The 23,121-nt window shown below is 67.2% G+C and carries 24 protein-coding genes; 16 read left to right on the forward strand and 8 right to left on the reverse strand.

Translation table 11 applies throughout. The annotated features are described in order from the left end of the window. Positions 1 to 229: hypothetical protein (locus J1N50_RS12385; RefSeq protein WP_215353889.1), on the reverse strand; the 229-nt coding region annotated here is incomplete at its 3' end. A gap of 37 nt (positions 230 to 266) precedes the next feature. Between J1N50_RS12385 and J1N50_RS12390 the strand changes: the two genes are divergently transcribed. Together J1N50_RS12390 and J1N50_RS12395 are read left to right on the forward strand one after the other, a co-directional pair. Next, positions 267 to 866, forward strand: a complete 600-nt coding sequence (locus J1N50_RS12390; protein ID WP_215353891.1) for a DNA-3-methyladenine glycosylase I — start codon at positions 267 to 269, stop codon at positions 864 to 866. Between the two features lie 82 nt (positions 867 to 948). Beyond that, on the forward strand, positions 949 to 2,250 hold the full coding sequence (locus J1N50_RS12395; protein ID WP_215353893.1) for an Hsp70 family protein: 1,302 nt from the start codon (positions 949 to 951) through the stop codon (positions 2,248 to 2,250). A gap of 63 nt (positions 2,251 to 2,313) precedes the next feature. Here the strand turns inward: J1N50_RS12395 and J1N50_RS12400 are convergent, their stop codons facing one another. Both J1N50_RS12400 and J1N50_RS12405 read right to left on the reverse strand, forming a co-directional pair. Beyond that, positions 2,314 to 2,847 carry an SRPBCC family protein gene (locus J1N50_RS12400; protein WP_215353895.1) on the reverse strand — a complete coding sequence of 178 codons (534 nt, stop codon included), beginning with the start codon at positions 2,845 to 2,847 and terminating at the stop codon, positions 2,314 to 2,316. Further along, complete coding sequence (locus J1N50_RS12405; protein ID WP_215353897.1) at positions 2,825 to 3,220, reverse strand: ArsR/SmtB family transcription factor; 396 nt, start codon at positions 3,218 to 3,220, stop codon at positions 2,825 to 2,827. The genes J1N50_RS12400 and J1N50_RS12405 overlap by 23 nt, the downstream gene beginning before the upstream one ends. A 130-nt stretch (positions 3,221 to 3,350) precedes the next feature. Here J1N50_RS12405 and J1N50_RS12410 point away from each other — a divergent pair, with 130 nt between their 5' ends. The 12 genes from J1N50_RS12410 (at position 3,351) to phhA (ending at position 16,755) form a co-directional block, all read left to right on the forward strand. After that, positions 3,351 to 4,067, forward strand: a complete 717-nt coding sequence (locus J1N50_RS12410; RefSeq protein ID WP_215353938.1) for a peptidylprolyl isomerase — start codon at positions 3,351 to 3,353, stop codon at positions 4,065 to 4,067. Between the two features lie 74 nt (positions 4,068 to 4,141). Next, a complete protein-coding gene (locus tag J1N50_RS12415; protein ID WP_215353899.1) occupies positions 4,142 to 4,936 on the forward strand; it encodes an outer membrane protein assembly factor BamD in 795 nt (264 codons plus the stop codon). A gap of 46 nt (positions 4,937 to 4,982) precedes the next feature. Further along, the gene (recN, locus tag J1N50_RS12420; RefSeq protein WP_215353901.1) at positions 4,983 to 6,650 is read left to right on the forward strand and encodes a DNA repair protein RecN; all 1,668 of its coding nucleotides are present in this window, start codon (positions 4,983 to 4,985) and stop codon (positions 6,648 to 6,650) included. Further along, the gene (locus J1N50_RS12425; protein ID WP_215353904.1) at positions 6,647 to 7,306 is read left to right on the forward strand and encodes a hypothetical protein; all 660 of its coding nucleotides are present in this window, start codon (positions 6,647 to 6,649) and stop codon (positions 7,304 to 7,306) included. Before recN ends, J1N50_RS12425 begins: the two co-directional genes overlap by 4 nt. A 7-nt stretch (positions 7,307 to 7,313) precedes the next feature. Next, complete coding sequence (locus J1N50_RS12430) at positions 7,314 to 8,000, forward strand: GNAT family N-acetyltransferase (RefSeq protein ID WP_215353906.1); 687 nt, start codon at positions 7,314 to 7,316, stop codon at positions 7,998 to 8,000. Beyond that, on the forward strand, positions 7,997 to 8,392 hold the full coding sequence (locus J1N50_RS12435) for a putative quinol monooxygenase (protein ID WP_343227879.1): 396 nt from the start codon (positions 7,997 to 7,999) through the stop codon (positions 8,390 to 8,392). The genes J1N50_RS12430 and J1N50_RS12435 overlap by 4 nt, the downstream gene beginning before the upstream one ends. Next, positions 8,389 to 10,524 (forward strand): NAD-dependent DNA ligase LigA, encoded by a 2,136-nt coding sequence (ligA, locus tag J1N50_RS12440; RefSeq protein ID WP_215353908.1) that lies wholly within the window; start codon positions 8,389 to 8,391, stop codon positions 10,522 to 10,524. Before J1N50_RS12435 ends, ligA begins: the two co-directional genes overlap by 4 nt. A gap of 163 nt (positions 10,525 to 10,687) precedes the next feature. Continuing rightward, positions 10,688 to 11,857 (forward strand): sterol desaturase family protein, encoded by a 1,170-nt coding sequence (locus tag J1N50_RS12445; RefSeq protein WP_215353910.1) that lies wholly within the window; start codon positions 10,688 to 10,690, stop codon positions 11,855 to 11,857. 147 nt (positions 11,858 to 12,004) lie between these two features. Further along, positions 12,005 to 12,397: a hypothetical protein gene (locus tag J1N50_RS12450; protein ID WP_215353912.1), complete on the forward strand. Its 393-nt coding sequence runs from the start codon at positions 12,005 to 12,007 to the stop codon at positions 12,395 to 12,397. 72 nt (positions 12,398 to 12,469) lie between these two features. After that, a complete protein-coding gene (locus J1N50_RS12455; RefSeq protein WP_215353914.1) occupies positions 12,470 to 14,494 on the forward strand; it encodes a TonB-dependent receptor family protein in 2,025 nt (674 codons plus the stop codon). 14 nt (positions 14,495 to 14,508) lie between these two features. Further along, entirely contained in the window at positions 14,509 to 15,846 is a 1,338-nt protein-coding gene (locus J1N50_RS12460; protein WP_215353916.1) for a PepSY-associated TM helix domain-containing protein, read from the forward strand. 39 nt (positions 15,847 to 15,885) lie between these two features. Next, positions 15,886 to 16,755 carry a phenylalanine 4-monooxygenase gene (phhA, locus tag J1N50_RS12465; protein ID WP_215353919.1) on the forward strand — a complete coding sequence of 290 codons (870 nt, stop codon included), beginning with the start codon at positions 15,886 to 15,888 and terminating at the stop codon, positions 16,753 to 16,755. Positions 16,756 to 16,897: 142 nt separating this feature from the next. Here phhA and J1N50_RS12470 read toward each other — a convergent pair whose 3' ends face one another. The 5 genes from J1N50_RS12470 to J1N50_RS12490 all read right to left on the reverse strand — a co-directional run bounded on the left by J1N50_RS12470 (position 16,898) and on the right by J1N50_RS12490 (position 21,448). Continuing rightward, positions 16,898 to 17,869 carry a 50S ribosomal protein L11 methyltransferase gene (locus tag J1N50_RS12470; RefSeq protein ID WP_215353921.1) on the reverse strand — a complete coding sequence of 324 codons (972 nt, stop codon included), beginning with the start codon at positions 17,867 to 17,869 and terminating at the stop codon, positions 16,898 to 16,900. Continuing rightward, entirely contained in the window at positions 17,866 to 18,765 is a 900-nt protein-coding gene (bla, locus tag J1N50_RS12475) for a subclass B3 metallo-beta-lactamase (RefSeq protein WP_215353923.1), read from the reverse strand. The genes J1N50_RS12470 and bla overlap by 4 nt, the downstream gene beginning before the upstream one ends. After that, positions 18,755 to 19,447, reverse strand: a complete 693-nt coding sequence (locus J1N50_RS12480) for an SDR family NAD(P)-dependent oxidoreductase (RefSeq protein ID WP_215353926.1) — start codon at positions 19,445 to 19,447, stop codon at positions 18,755 to 18,757. Before J1N50_RS12480 ends, bla begins: the two co-directional genes overlap by 11 nt. A gap of 38 nt (positions 19,448 to 19,485) precedes the next feature. Next, the gene (locus J1N50_RS12485) at positions 19,486 to 20,838 is read right to left on the reverse strand and encodes a methyl-accepting chemotaxis protein (RefSeq protein WP_215353928.1); all 1,353 of its coding nucleotides are present in this window, start codon (positions 20,836 to 20,838) and stop codon (positions 19,486 to 19,488) included. Positions 20,839 to 20,965: 127 nt separating this feature from the next. After that, positions 20,966 to 21,448, reverse strand: a complete 483-nt coding sequence (locus J1N50_RS12490) for an Lrp/AsnC family transcriptional regulator (protein WP_215353930.1) — start codon at positions 21,446 to 21,448, stop codon at positions 20,966 to 20,968. A gap of 158 nt (positions 21,449 to 21,606) precedes the next feature. On the opposite strand from J1N50_RS12490, the gene ald reads away from it, so the two are divergent. Both ald and J1N50_RS12500 read left to right on the forward strand, forming a co-directional pair. Continuing rightward, entirely contained in the window at positions 21,607 to 22,722 is a 1,116-nt protein-coding gene (gene ald, locus J1N50_RS12495) for an alanine dehydrogenase (RefSeq protein WP_215353933.1), read from the forward strand. 19 nt (positions 22,723 to 22,741) lie between these two features. After that, positions 22,742 to 22,975 carry a hypothetical protein gene (locus J1N50_RS12500; RefSeq protein WP_215353936.1) on the forward strand — a complete coding sequence of 78 codons (234 nt, stop codon included), beginning with the start codon at positions 22,742 to 22,744 and terminating at the stop codon, positions 22,973 to 22,975. Positions 22,976 to 23,121 lie beyond the last annotated feature (146 nt).

Raw genomic sequence — 23,121 nt, forward strand, 5'->3', positions numbered from 1 at the left:
CCGGCGCAGCGCCGAAGGAGCCGTCGGACCATGGACCCTGAAACAAGTTCAGGGTGACGATGCAGGATAGGTCTACGTCCGGTCGATTTCGGCCGTTGACGCCGGAACGGCTGCCAATGGCGGTAAATGCCCGCAACCGACCATGATCGCCATCGCACGCGGCGTGGCTGCCCCGGGCCGACACGGACGCGCATTGCGGTTCTTCCTTGAAACGGTCGACAGGGCTCAATAAGAGAACATATCGTGAATATGATGCGAGGCTGGCTATGACGCTCTTCACCGCTTCCGACGGCATCGCGCGCTGCGGCTGGTGTGCGGCGTCGGAGGATTATATCGCCTACCACGACCGCGAATGGGGATTTCCCGTCGCTGACGACCGGCGATTGTTCGAGAAGTTGAGCCTCGAAGGCTTCCAGTCGGGCCTCAGCTGGCGGACGATCCTGATGAAGCGCGAAAATTTTCGCGCGGCGTTCGCCGGTTTCGATTTCGACCGCATCGCGGATTTCAACGAAAGCGACGTCGAACGGCTGCTGCACGATGCCGGGATCGTCCGGCACCGCGGCAAGATCGAGGCGGTCATCAACAATGCTCGCCGCGCGCAGGATCTGGTGCACGAGGCAGGTTCGCTCGCGGCCTATGTCTGCGGCTTCGAACCGCGCGGCGATATTCCCTTTCTCGCCTCGACCTCGCCCGCGTCGGTTGCGATGTCGAAAGACCTGAAGAAGCGCGGCTGGAAGTTCGTCGGACCGACGACGGTGCACGCCTTCATGCAGGCGATGGGGCTGATCAACGACCATGCCGAGGGCTGCGCGATCCGGGCCGAAGCCGAACGGGCAAGGACGGCTTTCCAGCCGCCCGCAGGCTGATCGCCGCCCGGCTTGCCCCACCGGCCGCGCTGTGCAATAGGCGCCGCCCCTCGCGACACCTTCGGCCGGCACAGGACAGATCATGGACAGCAATGCGACGGCGACGGCGCTCGGCCTCGATTTCGGCACGACGAACACCGTCGTCGCGCTCGCCGACGGGCAGGGCGGATCGCATCTCGTCGACTTCGCGGGCGACGGGGCGACCGGCCCGGTGTTCCGGTCCGCGCTCTGCTTCTGGGAAGAGGAGCGCGCGTGGCAGGGGGTCGCGTCCGAAGCCGGGCCGTGGGCGATTTCCGAATATCTCCAGTCGCCGCTCGACAGCCGTTTCGTCCAGTCGTTCAAGAGCGTCGCGGCGAGCCCGCTGTTCGAGCGCGCGACGATCTTCGGCAAGCCGTTCCGCTTCGAGGACATGGGGCGGCTGTTCCTCCAGCGGCTCGTTGCGCATGCGGGTGGCCGCCTCGATCAGCGGCCGCGCCGCGTCATCGTCGGACGGCCGGTCGAATATGCGGGCGCGCGCGCCGACCCCGCGCTGGCGCGGCAGCGGTATGACGCCATGCTCGGTCAGTTCGGCATCGAACTTTTCTATGTCCACGAACCGCTCGGCGCGGCGCACAGCTATGCCTCGCGGCTGACCGAACCCGCGACGATCCTCGTCGCCGACTTCGGCGGCGGCACGACGGACTTCTCGATCGTCCGCATCGCCGCGCCCGGAAGCCCGCGCCGCTGCGTCCCGCTCGCCTCGTCGGGCGTCGCGATCGCCGGCGACCGCTTCGACCAGCGCATCGTCGACAAGCTTGTCCTGCCATTGCTCGGCAAGGGTGGCCGCTATCGCTCGTTCGACAAAATCCTCGAAATCCCCGGCGGCTATTTCTCCGACTTCGCCGACTGGTCGCGGCTCGCGATGATGCGCAACCGGCGGACGATCGACGAACTGAAGCGCCTGCAGCGTGACGCGATCGAGCCCGAACCGATCGGCCGGATGATCGCGCTGATCGAGCATGAGCAGGGTTTTCCGCTCTATGATGCGGTGGGCAAGGCCAAGCGCGCGCTTTCGGGCAGCGAGGAGGCCGAATTCCGCTTCACGGGCGGCGGCGTCGAGATCGCCGCGACGGTACGCCGCGCCGATTTCGAGGCGTGGATCGCCGACGACCTGGTGCGCATCGAGGCCGCGATGGACGCGGCGCTCGCCAAGGCGCGCGTCGAGGCGCGCGCCATCGATCGCATCTTCCTGACCGGCGGTTCGTCGCTGATTCCGGCGATCCGCGCGATCTTCGACCGCCGGTTCGGGGCCGAGCGCATCGCGTCGGGCGGCGAACTGACCTCGATCGCGCACGGCCTCGCGCTGATCGGCGAGGAGCCCGACCCCGCGGAGTGGGCGGCCTGACCGATCGACCGGGAAGGAAGGGGCCGCGCGGGCGCCCCCTTCCCTTCACACGCGGTCGGGGGATCAGCGCGCGAAGCGCTCGGCATAGTCGGCGCGCAGCCGGAGCCAATTGTCCCAATGCGGCGCGGGCATCGTGCCGCGCAACCGCGCTTCGAGCAGATCGACATGCGCGTGCCAGCCCGCGCTGACGTTGAGGCGGACGGTGACGTCCTCGACCCGCCTGTGGACGATGGTAAGCAATACCTCGTCGCCCTGTTTCTCGAGGGTAAAGGTCACGCCGCCCGTGCTGCCCCAGGTCACCGACAGGCTGTGCGGCCCGTCGATCGCGGTGACTTCGCATGTCATGCGATGTTCCTCGGCCATGCCTTCGGGGCGCTCGCCCGGCGGATCGGTGAGGGTGTCGTTGCGCCAGACGAATTCGACCGGCGCCCCGACCTTCTCCTCCATCGCGCCCGCAGCGAGCCACTGGCGGCGGAGTTCGCCGTCGGTGAGATACGCCCAGACGCGCTCGATCGGGCCGGGGAGCAGGCGCTGGAGGGTCAAGGTCGCGGGCTCGGACAGCGTGCCGTAAGCGTCATTGGTCAGCATGGTGGTCATCGTCATTCTCCTTCTTTCCCGGGGAGGGGTTTTCTGGGGGCAGGGACGGGGCTTCGCGCAACAGCGATTCAAGCGTGTCGAGGCGATCGCTCCAGAAGCGGCGATAGATACCGAGCCATTGGTCGGCGTTCATTAACGGGACCGGATCGAGGCTGCAGACATGGGTGCGTCCGCGGACGTCGCGGCGGATCAGACCCGCCGCCTCGAGCACCTTGATATGCTTGGACGCCGCGGCGAGCGACATCGCGTGGGGTTCGGCAAGCTCGCCGACGGTGCGTTCGCCCGCGGCGAGTTCGCCGAGCATTTGGCGCCGCGTCGTATCGCCGAGCGCGTGGAAGATCGTGTCGAGGCTATGCGAATCATGTTCAACCATGTGGTTGAATATTGACGAGTCGGATTTTATTGTCAACCATATGGTTGAACGATGGCGGGCTCGCTTGGCGCAGCCGTAAACTGTGTATAGCGTCGGTGCCGACCTTGTCCGCACTCAGAGTGATTCCATGATGTTCGAAACGCTGATCCTGTCGATTGCCATCGCAAGCGCGGCGCCCGCGCCTGCTCCGCAGCCGGTTCCCCCGCCCCCGCCGATGATGGCGCCTCCGCCGCCGCCGCCGGCGCTTCCGGTGCCGCCGAGGGCCGACGAGCCCGACACGCGGCCGTATGTGGCGCTGGTCACCGACGCGGGGACGATCGTCGTGCGGATCGAGAACAAGCGCGCGCCGGTGACCGCCGCCAATTTCCTCCGCTATGTCGATACCAAGCGGATGGACGGCTTTTCCTTCTATCGCACGACGCGCAGCTGGGGGCCGGACAGCAAGCTGGTGCAGGCGGGCAACCGCGGCGACGCGCGCAAGAATTTCCCGCCGATCGCGCACGAGCCGACCAATGTGACGGGGCTCAAGAGCTGCGACGGCGCGCTGTTGATGGCGCGCCTCGCGCCCGGCGACGCGACGACCGACTTCTTCCTGTTGCTCAGCAACATCCCGGGCTTCGAGGCCGATCCGAAGGCGAGCGGCGACAATGCGGGCTTTGCCGTGTTCGGCGAAATGGTCGCGGGCCGCGATGTCGCCGAAAAAATCTACGCGCTGCCGGTGTCGGCAACCGCGGGCGAGGGCGCGATGAAGGGGCAGATGATCGAACCCGCGGTGAAGATCGTCTCGGCCCGCCGCGTCCCCGTGCCCGCCGAGGCGCCGAAAGGGTGCGTCACGGGCGGCGAATGACGCGCCGGGCAAAGGCCGCGACGGGAGGCCATCATTTATTTTGCGTTCATCTGCGCTGTGGCTATACCGCAGCCATGATTCAGCGTCCCTCCCTGCGCGCCACGACGCGCCTGCTCGCCGCCGCTCTCGTCATTTCGCCGCTGCTGGCCGCCTGCGCGGGCGGTTCGGGGGTCAAGAAGGACACGCGCTATGTCGCGCGTGATGTCAACACGCTGTACCGCGCGGCGCAGGACCGGCTCGAACGCAAGCAGTACAAGGTCGCGGCGGCGCTGTTCGACGAGGTCGAGCGCCAGCATCCCTATTCGCCCTGGGCGCGCCGCGCACAGCTGATGAGCGCGTTCAGCTATTATATGGACCGCGAATATACCCCGGCGATCGAGGCGGCGCAGCGCTTCCTGTCGATCCATCCGGGCAACAAGGACGCGCCCTACGCCTATTATCTGATCGGCCTCAGCTATTATGAGCAGATCAGCGACGTGACGCGCGACCAGAAGATCACCGAGCAGGCGAAGAACGCACTCGGCGAGGTGATCCGCCGCTATCCCGACAGCCGCTACGCCGCCGACGCGCGGCTGAAGGTCGACCTGGTGCAGGACCATCTCGCCGGCAAGGAGATGGAGATCGGCCGCTTCTACGAGCGCAGCTCGAACTGGCTCGCCGCCTCGATCCGCTTCCGCGAAGTGACCGAGAAATTCCAGACGACCAGCCATACGCCCGAGGCGCTCTACCGCCTGACCGAATGTTATCTCGCGCTCGGCATTCCCGAGGAAGCGAAGAAGTCGGCCGCCGTGCTGGGCGCCAACTATCCGGGCAGCAAATGGTACGACCGCGCCTATGATCTGATGCGGAAGCACGCGCCGAGCGCCTGATCGTTCACGCGTAGATTCGCATTTTGTTCTGCGGTAAGGAGGTCGCGTGCTGACCGCCTTGTCCATCGCTAACATCGTTCTGATCGAACGGCTCGACCTCGATTTCGAGGCCGGGCTGGGCGTGCTGACGGGCGAGACGGGGGCGGGCAAGTCGATCCTGCTCGACGCGCTGGGCCTCGCGCTCGGGATGCGCGCCGACAGTGCGCTGGTGCGGCAGGGGACCGAAAAGGCGCAGGTGACGGCGAGCTTCACGCCGCCCGCCGAGGGCGCGCCGCTCGCCGCGCTGCTGGCCGAGAATGAGGTGGCGCTGGAACCCGGCGAGCCGCTGCTGATCCGCCGGACGCTGAAGGCCGACGGCGGCAGCCGTGCTTTTCTCAACGATCAGCCCTGTTCGGCAGCGCTGTTGCGCGAGGTCGGGGGCTATCTGGTCGAGATCCACGGCCAGCACGACGATCGCGGCTTGCTCGCGCCCGCGGGCCACCGCGCCCTGCTCGACGCCTATGCGCGCGCGGACACCGGCGCGGTGGCAACGGCGCATGCGGCCTGGCGCGCGGCCGAGGAAAAGCTGACGGCAGCGAAGGCCGCGATTTCGGAGGCCGAGCGCGACCGCGAATGGCTCGAACATTGCGTCGCCGAACTGCAGAAATTGGGTCCGCAGCCCGGCGAGGAAGCCGAGCTCGCCGAGGCGCGCGCCGCGATGCAGAAGGGCGAGAAGATCGCAGGCGATCTCGGCACGATCCTCGAGGCGTTCGACGGCAGCGGCGGCGGTCCCGCGCTGCTGCGCGGCGCGGCGCGGCGGCTCGACCGGCTCGCGGGCGATCACCCGCTGCTCGCCGAGGCGCTCGCGGCGCTCGACCGCGCGATCATCGACGCCGACGACGCCGAGACCAAGCTGCACGCGGCGGCGCGCGCGCTCGAATATGATCCCGAGCGGCTGGAGGCGGCCGAGACGCGGCTGTTCGAACTGCGCGCGATGGCACGCAAGCACAATGTCCAGCCGGACGAGCTGGCCGAACTCGCGGGGGAGCTCGCGGCGCGGCTCGACGCGATCGAAGGCGGCAGCGCGGGGCTCGCGAATCTCGAAGCCGCGGTGGCCGAGACGGCGGCCGCCTATACCCATGCCGCGACCGCGCTCTCCGACCTGCGCGCCAAAGCGGCAACGCGGCTCGATGCGGCGGTGGCGGGCGAACTCGTGCCGCTGAAGCTCGACGCGGCGCGTTTCCAGACTGCCGTCGAACGGCTCCCCGCCGAGCGCTGGGGCGCCGACGGCATCGACCGCGTCGAATTTCTCATCTCGACCAACCCCGGCGCGCCCTTCGCCCCGCTCGCCAAGATCGCGTCGGGCGGCGAGCTGTCGCGCTTCATCCTCGCGCTGAAAGTCGCACTCGCCGAAGAGGGCGGCGCCGAGACGATCATCTTCGACGAGATCGACCGCGGTGTCGGCGGCGCGGTGGCGAGCGCGATTGGCGAACGGCTCGCGCGGCTCTCACGCGGCGACAAGCAATTGCTCGCGGTGACGCACAGCCCGCAAGTCGCCGCGAAAGGCGCGTCGCATTTCATCATCGCCAAGTCGAGCGAGGGCACGGTGACGCGCACCGGCGTCCGCGCGCTTGACGAAGCGGGCCGCCGCGAGGAAATCGCGCGCATGTTGTCGGGCGCCGAAGTCACCGAAGAGGCGCGCGCGCAGGCCGAAAGATTGCTGGAGACGATATGACGGGGCAGGCCGAACGCTATCGCGACGAGGGCTATCTCGCGCTGCCCGGCTTCGTGCCGACCGACGTCACGCACGTGCTGCTCGGCATGATGAAGGGTGACCTGACGCGCGGCGGGGTGTCGTTCGACCGGCTGAAGCGCAAACATGCGCTGCTTGCGAACGAGGCGGTCGAGATTTACGGGCGCCACTATCTGCCGCTGTCGACCTTCCTGTGGGGGATGACCCCCGCGGTCAGCGCGCTCGTCGGCACCGCGCTCAAGCCCTCCTATTGCTATTTCCGCATGTACCGGCAGGGCGACGTCTGCCACGTCCATTCGGACCGCTACGCCTGCGAGCACAGCCTGTCGCTGCTGCTCGCCGCGAGCGACGGCAAGCCCTGGCCGCTCGAGGTCGGATCGCAGCATATCGAGACCCCGCGCGAGCGCGCCGATCCCGATTTCGGTGACGAGACCTATGGTTCGGTGCCGATGCTGCCGGGCGATGCGGTGCTGTATCAGGGCGTCCACCGCCTGCACGGGCGGACGCAGCCGAACCCCAATCGCTGGTCGGCGCATCTCTTTCTCCACTGGGTCGATCCCGCGGGCCCCTATGCCGAACATGCGATGGAGGGCGTGGTGATCCCGGCGGCGGAAACGCTGGCAATGGAACAGGCCTGATCGCGCGATGGCGCCCGCGCATCCGCTCGACCGTCCGATCTGGACAATGCTCACCGGGCGGCAGGCACATCTGGCCGAGGGGGGCGACCGCGCGAGGCGGATCGATCGCGGTTACGGCGTGTTTGGGGTTGCCGCCGATACCGGCGCGGAGGCGCAGGCGGCGCTTGCGGCGCTGGTGCCCGATGACGGCGAACTCTGGATCGTCGAAGGCGAGCCGTGGCCGGTGCCGGCGGGTACGCGCGAGGTCAAACGCGCGGTGCTTGCGCAGATGGTCGCCGAAGGTCCGCCGCCCGAACCGCGCGAAGGCGAGCCGCCGATCGTCGCGCTTGGTGAGGCGGATGCATCGGAAATGGCGGCGCTTGCCGACCATGCGAAGCCGGGACCATGGGGCCCCGCAACGCACCGCTACGGCCCCTTTTTCGGGATCCGCGAAAACGGCCGCCTGCTCGCGATGGCGGGGCAGCGCATCCTCGTGCCCGGCATGGCCGAGGTCAGCGGGGTTTCGACGTGGGCGGATTGTCGCGGGCGCGGCCTGGCGCGCTCGCTGATCGGCCATGTCATGCGCGCAATGGTTGCGCGCGGCGAGACGCCTTTTCTGCACAGCTATGCCGACAATGCCGGCGCGATCGGCCTGTACGAATCGCTCGGCTTCCGCATCCGGCGCGAGGTTCATGTGCTGGTGATCGCGAAGTGAACCGCCGTGAGCATCTTGCCGCGATGCTGGCGATGGCGGCAGCCTTGTTGCCCGCGGCGAAGGTCCGGGCTCTGGAGGGCATGATGGAAGACGCCGATCCGCAATATGGCCTCATCGGGCAGATGATCGCGCAGCCGGGGCAGCGCGCGGCGCTCGTCGCGATCCTTGGCGAAGGTGCGGGGTCGATGCCCGGCAATATCGCCTATCTGATCGGCGAGGACGCTGTGAACCCCGATGCGATCTGGATCGTCGAGCTGTGGGACAGCAAGGACGCGCACATGGCATCGCTGCAGCTTCCCGAGGTTCGGGCGGCGATCGCCAAAGGTCGTCCGCTTATTGCAGGATTTGGTACTCGCGCCGAGTTCAAGCCGGTGGCAAAAGCCGGTGCATGACCGAGATTGAATCGCTTTCGCCCGCCGAGGCCGCCAATGAACTGATGCGGCTGGCGAAACAGATCGCCCATCACAACAAGCTGTATCACGCCGAGGACAGCCCCGAGATTTCGGACGCGGAGTATGATGCGCTCGTCCGCCGCAACAATGAAATCGAAGCGGCTTTCCCCGACCTGATCCGTGCCGACAGCCCGAACCGGCTCGTCGGCGCCGCAGTCGAAGGCTCGCCGCTCGCCAAGGTCGCGCACGCGGTGCGGATGATGAGCCTCGACAACGCCTTTTCGGGCGAAGATGTCGAGGAATTCGCCGCGCGGGTGCGGCGCTTCCTCAACCTCGGCGAGGGCGAGGCTGTCGCGCTGACCGCCGAGGACAAGATCGACGGGCTGTCCTGTTCGCTGCGCTACGAACGGGGCGTGCTGGTGCAGGCCGCGACGCGCGGCGACGGAGCGGTGGGCGAGGATGTGACCGCCAATGTTCGCACGATCGGCGATATTCCGCAGGAGCTGACGGGCGAGACGCCCGACGTCTTCGAGATCAGGGGCGAGGTCTATATGGCCAAGTCCGATTTTGCGGCGCTGAACGCGCGGTTGATGGAGGAGGGAAGGGCGCTTGCCGCGCAGCGCGGGCAGGAATTCGATCCCGCGGCCGTCCGCCAGTTCGCCAACCCGCGCAACGCGGCGGCTGGATCGCTGCGCCAGAAGGACGCGGGCGTCACCGCATCGCGCCCCTTGCGCTTCCTTGCGCATGGCTGGGGCGAGGCGAGCGCGGTTCCTGCCGACACCCAGTTCGACATGATGCAGCGGATTGCGGCATGGGGCGTCCCCGTCTCGCCGCTGCTGAAGCGCTTCGAGAGCGTCGCCGAGGTGCTGGCGCATTACCGGACGATCGAGGCCGAGCGCGCCGAGATGCCCTATGACATCGACGGCGTCGTCTATAAGGTCGACCGGCTCGACTGGCAGCAGCGGCTGGGCTTCGTCGCCAAGGCGCCGCGCTGGGCGATCGCGCATAAATTTCCTGCCGAACGCGCACAGACGACGCTCGAAGCCATCGACATCCAGGTCGGCCGCACCGGCAAGCTGACGCCGGTGGGACGGCTTACCCCCGTCACCGTCGGCGGGGTCGTCGTCTCGAACGTCACGCTCCACAACCGCGACGAGATCGGTCGTCTCGGCGTCCGCCCCGGCGACCGCGTCGTGATCCAGCGCGCGGGTGACGTGATCCCGCAGGTGGTCGAGAATCTGACCCGCAACGAGGAGCGCGCCGCTTACATCTTCCCCGACCATTGCCCCGTGTGCGGCAGCGAGGCGGTAGCCGAGGAGGGCGAGGTCGACGTCCGCTGCACCGGCGGCCTGATCTGCAACGCGCAGAAGTTCGAGCGTCTCCGCCACTTCGTCAGCCGCGGCGCGCTCGATATCGAGGGATTGGGCGAGAAGAGCATCCAGGAATTTCTCGATCTCGGCTGGCTCGAGAAGGGGCCAGCGGACATCTTCCGGCTGAAGAACCACCGCGACGCGCTGCTGGCACGCGAAGGGTGGAAGGAAAAGTCGGTCGACAATCTCTTCGCCGCGATCGAGGCGAAGCGGTCGCCCGACGCGGCGCGGCTGCTGTTCGGGCTCGGCATCCGCCACATCGGCGCGGTGACGGCGCGCGAGTTGCTAAAGAGGTTCGTCACATTGCAGACGCTGCGGGCAGCGGTTGAGGAAATGCATGAAATGTATCGCGTGGAAGGTGGAGCGCGAATAGCCGCTCCGTCTAACTATTTCGAAATCGACGGCGTTGGCGTCGCAGTCAACGAAGCGCTCCGCGACTTCTTCCACGAGCCGCACAACCGGGCTCTTTGGGATGACCTGCTTTCCGAAGTGTCGCCGCCGCCCTATGTGGTCGAGACGCGCGAGAGCGAAGTGTCGGGGATGACGGTGGTCTTTACCGGCAAGCTAGAAACGATGAGCCGAGACGAGGCGAAAGCGCAGGCCGAAGCGCTGGGGGCCAAGGCGGCGGGAAGCGTCAGCGCGAAGACCGATCTCGTCGTCGCGGGACCGGGCGCCGGATCGAAGCTCAAACAGGCGAGCGCGCTAGGCATCCGCGTGATCGACGAGGCCGAATGGGCAGAGATTGTAGCGGCGGCGGGGTGAGCAAAACACCCATCCTCGTCACCCCGGACTTGATCCGGGGTCCATGCTGCGAAGAAAGAATGGATGCCGGATCAAGTCCGGCATGACGAAAAAGGGGTCGGGCTGATGTCAAGGCGTGCGCGCCGTCACAGACGGCCGCCACGAAATGCTGTGAAGGGGCGACATGGCAAAGCGTGATTATCTCCAGAATCTGATGCGCGACCTCGAATCGCACACCGAAGTGCGGCGGTTCGGCAGTGGGTGGCTGTCGGGCTTTTTCGGGCTGCTGTTCGCGATCAGCGGCTTCTTCATGGTGATCGCGCTTCGCTTTCCCGACTGGTTCGCCACGCCCGAACTGGAGGTCGTCAAGACCTGGACCGGCTTCCGCGGCGCCGTGCATCTCGTGTTGCTGACCAGCTACGGCCTGTCGCTGCTCAGCCTGCTGCTGCGGCCCCGCAAAGTCCTAGGGCTCACCGCGCTGATGATCGGGCTGGCGGCAGTCCTGCTCGGCGGCGCGAACGTCCAGCCGCAGGAGACGCGCGACTGGGGCATCTTCTTCGGGCTCGACTTTTTCGTCGTCAACCTGCTCGTCACCGGCTTCATGTTCGCGCCGCTCGAACGCGCCTTCCCGCACCGCCGTGCGCAGCGACTGTTCCGCACCGAATGGCGCGAGGATCTCTTTTACTATCTCGTCAGCACGATGTTCGTGCAGGTGCTGGGTTTCCTCGCGCTCGCGCCGCAGCAGTTCGTCAACGCGCATACCAACAACTGGGACGCCTTCCGCGCCGGCGTCGCGTCGCTGCCGTGGATCGTCCAGTTCCTGATCGTGCTCGTCGCGTCGGACATGGTGCAATACTGGTTCCACCGCACCTTCCACCGCTACCCCTTCCTCTGGGGCTTCCACGCGGTGCACCACAGCGCGAAGTCGATGGACTGGCTCGCGGGGTCGCGGATGCATTTCGTCGAGATCATCCTGCTGCGCGCGATCACCTCGCTGCCGCTTTTCACACTGGGATTCAGCCCGTCGGTGATGCAGGCCTATATCGGCTTCGTCTATGTCTGGTCGTCGCTGCTCCACGCCAATGTCGGGGGCAATTTCAATCGCCTCGGCCACTGGATCGCGACCCCGCGTTTCCACCACTGGCACCACGGGCTGGAGCGCGAGGCGTTCGACGTCAATTTCGCGATCCACTTACCTTTGCTCGACAAGATTTTCGGGACCTTTCATCTGCCCAAGGACCGCTGGCCCGAAAACTACGGCATCCCCGAGGATGTACCCAAGGCCTATTGGGGCCAGTTCCTCTATCCGTGGACGCGCACGGGCAAGAAGACCGACGAGACGCCGGCGGAATAATCATTCGTCATTGCGAGCGGAGCGAAGCAATCCAGAGCGGTCTACGCGACTCTGGATTGCCGCGTCGCCTTCGGCTCCTCGCAATGACGTCAGGTTGGGCGCTTTGTCTGCTTGCCACTCGCACAGCTGCAACATAAAGCCCGCCCCGTGGGCATTCTCGCCGCCTTTCGCCGTCCGGGCATCCTGCTGCTGCTGCCGCTGATCCTCGCGCTCGCCGCGCGGGTGCTCGTCGCGCCGGGCTGGATGATCGAGAGCGACGCGGCGGGATCGATCACCGTCCGCGTTTGTTCGGACCCGTCCAATCCGGGGGCGACGCTGACAATCCCGCTCGAGAAGGCGGGCGAGCATCAGGCGGGCGAAGGGCAGCAGCATTGCCCGTGGGGCGCGCTGGCCGCGGCGCCGATCGTCCCCGACCTGCCGGCGCTGCCCGAAAAACTCGCGATCGCCGAGCCTGCACCCTTGGCAGCCCCGTCGCTCGGCTATGCGCCGGGCATCGCCTCGCCGCTCCCGCCGAGTACCGGCCCGCCGCGCTTCGCCTGATCCAGCCTGAACTGCCGCCTGCGCACAATAGCGCTGCGCGGTCCCATGCCTGTATCCGGGGAAGATTTTCCGATGAATACCATTGCCAATCGCGCGGCGCCCTTGCTGGCGCTCGCCATCTGTCTCGCCGCCTCGCCAGCCCATGCCGACGAGGCCGATTCGACGATCATCGTCACCGCCCCGACCGCGACCGACGCCGCCGAAGAGCGCGCCTCGCGCACGCCCGGCGGCACCGACGTCGTCTCTTACGAAGACTATGCCGACAAATCGGTCGTCAGCTTGCGCGACACGCTCGCCTTCTCGCCCGGCGTCTATCTCCAGCCGCGCTACGGGCAGGAGGTGCGTATCTCGATCCGCGGCTCGGGCCTCTCACGCGGGTTTCACATGCGCGGGCTGACGCTCTTGCAGGACGGGGTGCCGATCAACCTCGCCGACGACAATGGCGATTTCCAGGAGCTGGAGCCGATCTTCTTCGACCATCTCGAGGTGTATCGCGGCGCCAATGCGCTGCGCTTCGGTTCGGGAACGCTCGGCGGCGCGGTCAATGGCGTGACGCCGACCGGGCGCACGGCGGAGGGGTTCTACCTGCGCGGCGACGTCGGCAGCTTCGACAGCTATCGCGGGCTGGTGTCGGCGGGTGTCGCGGGCGACCGGGTCGATGCGTGGGGCGCGATCAGCGCCGACACCTCGAACGGCGACCGCGATCATATGAAGCGCCGCAGCTTTCGCTTCCACGGCAATGTCGGGCTGAAGCTGAGCGACGTCGTATCGACGCGCTTTTATGCGAGCTACAACAACATCAAGCAGGAAATACCCGGCGCGCTCACGTACAATCAGGCGCTGACCACGCCGCGCAGGGCGAGCGCGGCGGCGGTGGCCGGCGATCAGGCGCGCGACATCGTGTCGCTGCGGCTGCAAAACCGCACGACCTTCGACTGGGGCGCGTTCAAGCTCGACGTCGGCGGCTTCGTCAACGCGAAGTCGCTCTATCACCCGATCTTTCAGGTGATCGACCAGGATTCGCTCGATCTCGGCGGCTTCGTCCGCGCCGATTATATGGCGGGTCCGGTCGAGGTGACGCTCGGCGGCGAATGGCGGCGCGGGACGACCGACGCCCTGCAGTTCGTGAACATCGCCGGGCGGCGCGGCGCGCTGACCTTCGATGCCGACCAGACCGCGCGCACCGCCAACATCTATGGCGAGGTGCGGGTACGGCCGGTCGAACGGCTGACCTTGATCGCGGGCGGCGTCTATGCCGATGGCGTCCGCAAGCGGCGGGTCAATGTGTCGACGTCGCTGGGCGGCCGGATCGCCTTCGACGCCTTTTCACCCAAGTTCGGCCTGCTGTTCGAACCGGGCGAAAATGTGCAACTCTTCGCCAACTACAGCCGATCGGCGGAGTTTCCGGGCTTCGGCGAAGTGTTCCAGACGATCGGGACGCCGCCGGTCAGTCAGGTCGTGTCGACGATCCGCCCGCAGCGCGCGTGGACGGCCGAGATCGGCACGCGCGGCAAGATGGGGGTCGTCAGCTGGGATCTCGCGCTGTATCGCTCGACGCTGAAAGGCGAATTGCTGCAATTCACCACCAACGCCAGCATCCCGGCCGCGACCTTCAACGCCGACCGCACCCTGCATCAGGGGGTCGAGGCAGCGCTGGAAATCGCGCCGACCGACTGGCTGCGGTTGCGGCAGGTTTATACCTACAGCGACTTGCGTTTCCGGGATGACAGCCAGTTCGGCGACAACCGCCTGCCGGTGGTGCCGAAGCATGTCTATCGCGCCGAGGCGCGGATCGGCAGCGACGCGCTGCATGTCGCGCCCAATGTCGAGTGGGTGCCCGACGGTCCCTATGCCGATTATCGCAATCAGGTCCGCACCCCGGGCTATGCCTTGCTCGGCGTCACCGGCGGCGCGCGAATGGCCGAGGGGGTCGACGCTTTCGTCGATGTCCGCAACATCACCGGCAAGAAGGCGATCGGCGACATCAGCGCCGTGATCGCCGCGACCGCGCCGTCCAATGTCACCCCGGCGGCATCGGCGATCTACTATCCGGTCGAGCGCCGCGCGGTCTCCGCCGGCATCCGCGCGCGTTTCTGAGGAGAGGGAAGGGGATGGCCGACACCAGCCGGATTCCGCTCTATCGCACGATCTGGCGCTGGCATTTTTATGCCGGGCTGTTCGTCATCCCCTTCATCCTGCTCCTTTCGGTGACGGGGGCAGCCTATCTGTTCAAGCCGCAGCTCGACCGGTGGGAGGAACGCGCGTGGCGCGGCCTGCCCACCGCCGGTGCGGTCGACGCCGATGCGCAGGTCGCGGCCGCGGTTGCGGCCAATCCCGGCGCGAGCTTCCATTATTACCGCATTCCCGCGGCCGCAGGCGACGCCGCGGTCGTCCACGTCGGTCTGCCCGGCGGTGCAATGCGCGACGTCGCGGTCTCGCCGCAGGGGCGCGTGATCGGGTCGGCCGATCCCGACGCGCGCTGGTCGGCGTGGCTGGCGCGACTGCACGGCAGCCTGCTCGTCGGGCGCAGCGGCAAGCTGCTCGTCGAGCTCGCGGCGAGCTGGGCGATCGTGATGATCCTGACCGGCCTCTATCTCTGGTGGCCGCGTGGGCGCGGGCTCGCGGGGGTCGTCTGGCCGCGGTTGTCGCTCGGCGGCCGGGCGGCGCTGCGCGATCTCCACGCGGTCACCGGCTTCTGGGTTTCCGGCCTCGCGCTCGTCCTGCTCCTCACCGCGCTGCCCTGGACCGATGTCTGGGCGAGCGGCTTTCGCGCGGTGCGCGCCGAAATGGGATGGGTATCGGGGGTGCAGGACTGGAAAGGCGGCGCCGATCCGCATACGGCGCACAATCATGCGGCGATGGCGGCCAATGCGCCCCCTGCGTCGCCCCCTCGCGCTCGGCTTGAATATATCGTGCTGCGGGCCCGGGCGGAAAATATGCCTGCGCCCGCGATCATCCAGCCACCCGGCGCCCCCAATATGTTCGGGCCGCCCAACGGTAACACCTGGACCTTGACGACGCTGACGCAGAACCGGCCGCAGGTCCGCAAGGTCAGCTACGATCCCGAAACGAGCATCGAGGTCTCGCGCAGCGGCTTCGCCGACAAGCACCCGATCGACCGGCTCGTCGGCTATGGCATCGCCTGGCACGAGGGCCAGCTCTTCGGCCTCGCCAATCAGTTGGTCGGCGTTGCCACCGCGCTGGCGCTCTTCACGCTGGCGATCTCCGGCTTTCTGATGTGGCGCCGCCGCAAACCGGACGACGCGCTCGGCGCGCCGCCGCTGCCGCGCGATCCGGCGCGGCTGAAAGGCGGCGCGGCGATCGTCCTGCTGCTCGCGGCGTTCCTGCCGCTGCTTGCCGCGTCGCTGGTCTTGCTCTGGATCGTCGATCGGTTCATCCTGCCACGCCTTCCCCGCGCGGCGCGATGGTTCGGAGTCGCTCGCGCGTGAAGGTTTCATTTGAAACCAGTTTATGCTAGGCTCCGGTCCATGAAGGATGGCTTTACCCACGTCCACGAAGTGCCGCCGCCGGGCGCCGCGGCCGACTGGACGATTTCGCAGAATTGGGACGCTTTCACTGCCGACGAGCATGCGATGTGGGACCGGCTGTTCGCGCGCCAGTCGGCGATGCTGCCGGGCCGCGCGTCGGAGGCGTTCCTGCGCGGGATCGACGTACTCAGGCTCGAAAAGCCCGGCATTCCCGACTATCGCGAGCTCAACGCGCGGCTGATGGATGCGACGGGGTGGCAGGTCGTTGCGGTGCCGGGGCTGGTGCCCGACGACGTCTTCTTCGACCATCTCGCGAACCGCCGCTTCCCCGCCGGCAATTTCATCCGCACGCCCGAGCAGCTCGATTATCTCAAGGAACCCGACGTCTTTCACGACGTGTTCGGCCATGTGCCGATGCTCGCCGACCCGGTGTTTGCCGATTACATGGTCGCCTATGGCGAAGGCGGGCTGCGCAGCCTGAAATATGACGCGCTGAAACAGCTCGCGCGGCTTTACTGGTACACCGTCGAATTCGGGCTGATCCGCGAAGCCGGGGGCTTGCGTATCTATGGTGCGGGGATCGTGTCGAGTTATGCCGAGAGCGTGTTCGCGCTCGATTCGGACAGCCCGAACCGCATCGGCTTCGACCTCGCGCGGGTGATGCGCACCGACTACCGGATCGACGATTTCCAGCAGAATTATTTCGTCATCGACAGCCTCGACCAACTGCTCGACGTGACGGTGAACACCGATTTCGCGCCGCTCTATGCCGCGAACGATGCGCTGCCGCCGATCCCGATCGCCGATATCCTGCCGGGCGACGTCGTCATCACGCGCGGCACGCAGGATTATGCAACGGCGAAGGCTTGAGCGGCAGTCTCCTCCCGCTTGCGGGAGGGGCAGCGAGACTTGCGAACTTGTTCGCTAGTCGCAGCGGGGTGGGCCTTTCTGAAGCCGGACGCTCGCTACGCTCGCCCCACCCCTAACCCCTCCCGCAAGCGGGAGGGGAACTTCACCAGCTCCCGAAGCTCGCGTCGGCCGGATTGGACCGGTGGAAGGCGCGCTCCTTGCGCCGATATCCGTAGCGCCGCCGCTTCACGAACAGCAGGCACGGCCATTCGACACTGCCGCCGCGTGCGGCGAGGCGAAGGCCCTGCGCGCGATAGGCGGCGAGCACCGGCTCCATCTGCCGCGCGATCAGCCCCGCAAGGATGGCATTGCCGCCGGGCGCCGTCGCTGCGCCGATATCGGGCGCCAGCGTGATCAGCGGCCCGGCGAGGATGTTCGCGATGACCAGATCATAGGGCGCGCGGTGGCGGATCGCGGGATGATCGGTCCCCGGCGCGACTGCGAGCGCGAGCCGCCCCCCGCTGCGGCCCAGCGGCACGCCGTTGATCGCGGCATTGTCGCGCGTGACGAAGATGCTCGCGGGATCGATGTCCGACGCGATCGTCCTGGCGCGCGGCCAGAGGTGCATCGCCGCAAAAGCGAGCAGGCCGGTTCCGGTGCCGATGTCGGCGATATTGCGCGGGCTCGCGCCTTGCCGCGCAAGCCGGTCGAGCATCGCCAGGCAGCCCGCCGTGGTATCGTGGCCGCCGGTTCCGAAAGCCTGGCTCGCGTCGATCAGAAAGGGCACGCTGCCCGCAGGCACGCGGTCGGCATAGCTGCTGGTATGGACGAAGAAGCGCCCCGCCTGAACAGGTTCGAGTCCCTGCTGCGACAGCGTGACCCAATCCTGCTCGACCAGTTGCTCGACTTGCGGTTTCTTGCGCCTGGCGCTCGGAATCAGCGCCTGCAGCAGCTCCAGCAGCGCCGCGCCGGGCTTCTCGTCCAGATAGGCGTCGAGCTGCCACAGCCCCATATCCTCGTCGATCTCGCGCGTCACGATGACGGGCGCCTCGGGCAACGCATCGAGCTCGGGAACCTCGCCCGACAAGGCTTCGGCCTCGTCGCGCGTGCAGGGGAGCGAAACGATCCAGCTCATTTGGGTGGCGTGCTCTCGGACGCCAGCCGGTCGGCGAGCCGCATTCTGGCACCCGCGGCATAGGCGCGGCACGATTCGGGATTGGCGAGCGTCGCCGGGTCCGCGAGCCGAGCGAAGAGGGTGCTCGCGCCCGGATGCGGCGTGATCAATATCTCGCACGGCAGCGCCTCGACCTTCGCGAAGGTCGCGCGGAAGGTCGCGACATAGTCGGGATGATCGACGAACCGGTAGCCATCGGCCGACACCGCGGACAGGCTGTCGACATAGGCGATGGTGCGGCAGTCGGTCCCTTCGCACGACCGCCACGTCCAGCTCGTACCGCCCGGGGTGTGGCCCGGCGTCGCGTGCGCGGTCAGGCGCAGCTTTTCGATCTTCAGCATTTCGCCGTCGAGAACGGTGCGCGCGACGGTGACGCCGCGAAAGGGCGGAATACCGCCGCGCTGCGGATCGGTTGCCTCTGGTTGGCCGCTGGTCAGCGCGGCCACCGCTTCGGGCCGCGCGATGACCCGTGCGCCGGTTGCCTCCTGCAACGCCTTCAGCCCGCCGACATGATCGAGATGTTCGTGGCTGGTCAGCAGGAATCGGACATTCTTCGGGTCAAATCCCAGCGCGCGGATGCTTGCGAGGATCGAGGGCGCGGCTTCCTCGGTGGCCGCATCGATCAGCACGAGTCCGGCCGGGGTGTCGATCAACACCACCGATATGCCGCAGGTGCCGACATAATAGCTGTTGCCGAAGATCTTGGCCGGCGGGGCGGGGTCGCTCCATCCGTCGCGGTTCGCACACGCGGAGGCGAGCGCCTTGCCGGACGGCGCCGCCGCGGGCGCGGTCGGCGCCGTCTGCGCAGCGCAACCGGCGAGCGCAAGGGCGGCGAGGAGCGCGAGCCTAGCGAACATAGCTTGCTCCATTCACGTCGAGCACCGCGCCGGTCATCGACGCTGGCGCATCGAGCGCGCACCAGCGGGCCATCTCGCCGACTTCGCCCGGCATCGCGACGCGGCCCAGCGGGATGTCGGCGAGCAATTTGTCGCCGCCGCGGCTTTCCAGATAGTCGGCGGCCATCCCCGTCATCGTGAAGCCGGGGCAGATAGCGAAGGCAAGGATGCCCTCTTTCGCATAGCCGCGCGCGATCGTCTTGGTCATCGCGACCATGCCCGCCTTCGATGCCGCATAATGCCAGTGCGCGGGGCTGTCGCCGCGATAGGCGGCGCGGCTCGCGATGTTGACGATGCGGCCGCCGCTGCCGCGGTCCTGCCAGTGCCGCACGGCGTGGCGGCAGAGAAGAGCGCTCGCGGTCAGATTGACCTGCATCGTGCGGCTCCACCCGGACAGCCAGTCGGCAGTGGGCGCATCGAGCGGATTGGCTTCGAAAATACCTGCGTTGTTGACGAGTACATCGATGCGGCCGTCGAGCCGGTCGAGGCTTGTTCGCCACAATGCGTCGGGAACGGAGGGATCGGAAAGATCGCCGTCTGCACTGGACAAGGCCACGACTTTGGTCACGTCGGTGGTCAGCGCTTCGGCGATCGCGCCACCGATGCCGCGGCTTGCGCCGGTGATGAGGATGCGGATCGTCATCCCCCCGCCTTAGGGCAGGGGGGCAGGCTTTGCCAAGCTCAGGCCACGCGGCGGCTGAATTCGCTCGCGGCCTTTTCGAGCGACTGAAGCCGCTCGCCCATCTTGGCGAATTCGGCGCTCAGCGTGCTGATTTCGCCCGCGACCATGCCCGAATCGTTGCGGATGCTGGCGATCGTCGACGACATCGAATCGGCCGCGAGCGCGGTCTCGTCGACCGCGGCGGTGATCGAGGTGACCGTCTGCGCCTGCGCGTCCATCGCGTCGCGGATGCGCTGCGCCGAGGTCTGGACTTCGACGATCGTTTGCTGGATCGACTGGTTGGCGTTCACCGACCCGCGCGTCGCCTGCTGGATCGCCGCGATCTTGCCCGCGATATCGTCGGTCGCGCGCGCGGTTTCGTTGGCGAGGCTCTTCACCTCCTGCGCGACGACCGCGAAGCCGCGACCCGATTCGCCCGCGCGGGCGGCTTCGATGGTGGCGTTGAGCGCGAGAAGGTTGGTCTGGCCCGCAATCTCGCGGATCAGGCCCAGGATCGACTCGATCGATTCGGCGTGGCGCGACAGTGCCTCGGACATGGCGACGGCTTCGCCCGCCTGTTCGGAGGCGCGCGTCGCGACGCTGGCCGAGGCTTCGACCTCGCTGCGCGCGTCCTCGATCGCGCGGATCAGGCCCGCGGCCGTCGAGGCCGCTTCGCGCATCGCCATCGCCGATTGTTCGGAGGCGGCAGCGACCTCGCTCGTCTTGGCGATCATGCCCTTCGCCGCCTGGTCGGCCGAAGCGGCCTGCCGCGCGAGCTGTTGCCGCGCGGCGTCGGTATCCTGAACCAGCGAGGCGATCGAGCGGTCGAAATCGCCCGCGAGCGCCTGACGTTCGCCCGAGATCACGGCGCGGTCCAGCTTGGTCGCATAGCGCTGCATGATGTCGAACTCGAGCAACGCGAGCCGGTTGATCGCACCGGTCAGTCGTGCCTGCCGCGCGGTGTCGCCGGCGGCGGCTTCGATGACATATTCGATGGTGAGGCGCAGGCTCTCGGCGATGCACGACATCACCGACGCCAGCGGCAGCTTTACACGGCGCGCCATATGGGTGTTCTGGCACGCGATCGTCGCGACCTCCTGTCCCGCGGCATCGCTGTATTTGACCGCGGCGTGACGTGCGCTGCCGCGCACATAGGATTCGAGAAGTTCGCCCTCGACCTTGCGCTCGATGCCGGGAAGCCGGTTGAAGGCGTCCCAATAGGCGCGTGCGATCATGTCCTCGCGGCCCGAGATGATGGCATGGACCTCGGCGGCGTCCGCGGCGAGGCGTCCGTCAAGGTCATAAAAAGGGAAACGATCGGCCATCAGCACGGGATCGATCTGCTGCTTATGAATCGGATTTTCCTTCACCATGATCCTGCTTCCCTGGCCAAATTCGGACGCGCGGACTCTGCCGGTCCCCATCGTCCGCGAAACGCGTCACCGGGATATGCTGGGAGGATGGTAAAAGCGGCGTTAACCAGCCGCCGGAATTTTGGCTTCAGCGCGCCGGGTCGCCGACTTGCGCCGCCGATACCGGATAGCCCTCGAACGCCTTGATCGTGCGCAGCGCAAAGGCGCTGTGCATCGCCGCGACGCCGGGCAGGCGCGACAGGCAATGGCGGTGCAGCCGGTCGAAGTCGGCGACGTTGCGCGCCGCGACGCGCAGCCGATAGTCCGACGCGCCCGACAGCAGCTGGCACTCCAATATCTCGTCGAAGCTCTTCACCGCGCCTTCGAACGCGGTCAGCGCCTCTTCGCTCTGCGAGGTCAGGCTGATGTCGACGAAGACGTCGAGGCCGAGCCCGATCGCCTCGGGATCGAGCCGCGCGGCATAGCCGGTGATGATCCCCGCCGCCTCGAGCGCGCGGATGCGGCGATGGCACGCCGAGGGCGACAGCCCGACGATTTCGCCCAGTTCGGCGGCGGGTTTTGGCCCCTCGCGTTGCAGCAGGTGAAGCAGCTTTGTATCGATTCGATCCATAAACGTGCGTCTATTCCGCATTTCACGCCAAATATGTGCGCGTATGTGCGGCATCGGGCGAGGATATGCAAGCACCTCTCGCGGCTTTGCTGTTATGTTTCTCCGAAGGCTATGGATGCGGAAATTTGCGTCCGGGCGCAGGGATATGGAGAGCGACAATGATCATCGGCACGCCCAAGGAAATCAAGAACCACGAATACCGCGTCGGCCTGACCCCCGAGAGCGCGCGCGAGCTCGTCGTCCATGGCCACCGGGTGCTGGTGCAGACCGGCGCGGGCGAAGGCATCGGTGCGCACGACCGTTTCTATGTCGAGGCGGGCGCCGAGATCGTCCAGAGCGCCGAAGAGATTTTTGCAACCTGCGACATGGTGGTGAAGGTCAAGGAGCCGCAGGCGGTCGAGCGTGCGATGCTGCGCCCCGGCCAGATCCTCTACACCTATCTCCACCTCGCGCCCGACCCCGACCAGACGCTCGACCTCATGAAGTCGGGCGCGATCTGCATCGCCTATGAAACCGTGACCAGCCCGCACGGCGGCCTGCCGCTCCTCAAGCCGATGAGCCAGGTTGCCGGCCGCATGTCGATCCAGGCCGGCGCGACCGCGCTCGAAAAGGCGCATGGCGGCCGCGGCGTGCTCCTGGGCGGCGTCCCCGGCGTCGCGCCGGGCAAGGTCTGCGTGATCGGCGGCGGCGTCGTCGGCTTCAACGCGGCGCAGATGGCGGCGGGCCTCGGCGCCGACGTCACCATCCTCGACCGCGATCCCGAAGTCCTCGAACGCGTCGGCACCTTTTTCGAGGCGCGCGCCAAGACGCGCTTCTCGAACCGCGCGAACCTCGCCGAATGCGTCGCGGAGGCCGACCTGGTGATCGGCGCGGTGCTGATCCCCGGCGCCGAGGCGCCGAAGCTCGTCAGCCGCGAGATGCTGAAGACGATGCGCCCCGGCTCGGTTCTCGTCGACGTCGCGATCGACCAGGGCGGCTGCTTCGAGACGAGCCATGCGACGACCCACGCGGACCCGACGTACGTGGTCGACGGCATCGTCCATTATGCGGTCGCGAACATGCCCGGCGCCGTCGCGCGCACCAGCACCTATGCGCTCAACAACGTCACCCTGCCGCACGCGCTGCGCATCGCCGATCTCGGGTGGAAAGAGGCATTGAAGCGCGACACGCATCTTGCGCAGGGACTCAACGTCTGGAATGGTAAGGTGACGTTCGAGGCCGTAGCGGAAGCGGTCGGAACGGATTATGTGCCTGTCGATCAGGCACTTGCCTGATAACAAGGACTTGCGTGACATGACCGATCAATCTCCCCCGCCGCCGCACGACGAAGAGGAAAATGAAGTGCTGCGCGCCGCGCGCGAGCTTCAGGCGCAGAAGGAGGCCGCCGAGGCGACCGAAGCCGCCGACAAGGCCGCCGGGGCGAAAGGCGGCAAGAAGATCGGTTGGAAAACCGCGGCGGGCATCGGCGTCGGATCGGCGGCCGTGCTCGCGGCGCTGCTCTACGCGAACCGCGACAAGCTGAAATAGTTGCGGCTGCGCCGGTCTAGGCGCGATGTCTGTTGCAGGGTGGGAGCGGTCGTAAAATCCTCCCTGTCGCGCAGCGATGGGGAGGGGGACCGCCGCCGTAGGCGGTGGTGGAGGGGCCGCAACGTTACGCCATTTGCCCCTCCGTC

Origin of the sequence: Sphingopyxis soli (assembly GCF_018682675.1) — a bacterium.
GTDB classification, from domain to species: domain Bacteria; phylum Pseudomonadota; class Alphaproteobacteria; order Sphingomonadales; family Sphingomonadaceae; genus Sphingopyxis; species Sphingopyxis soli.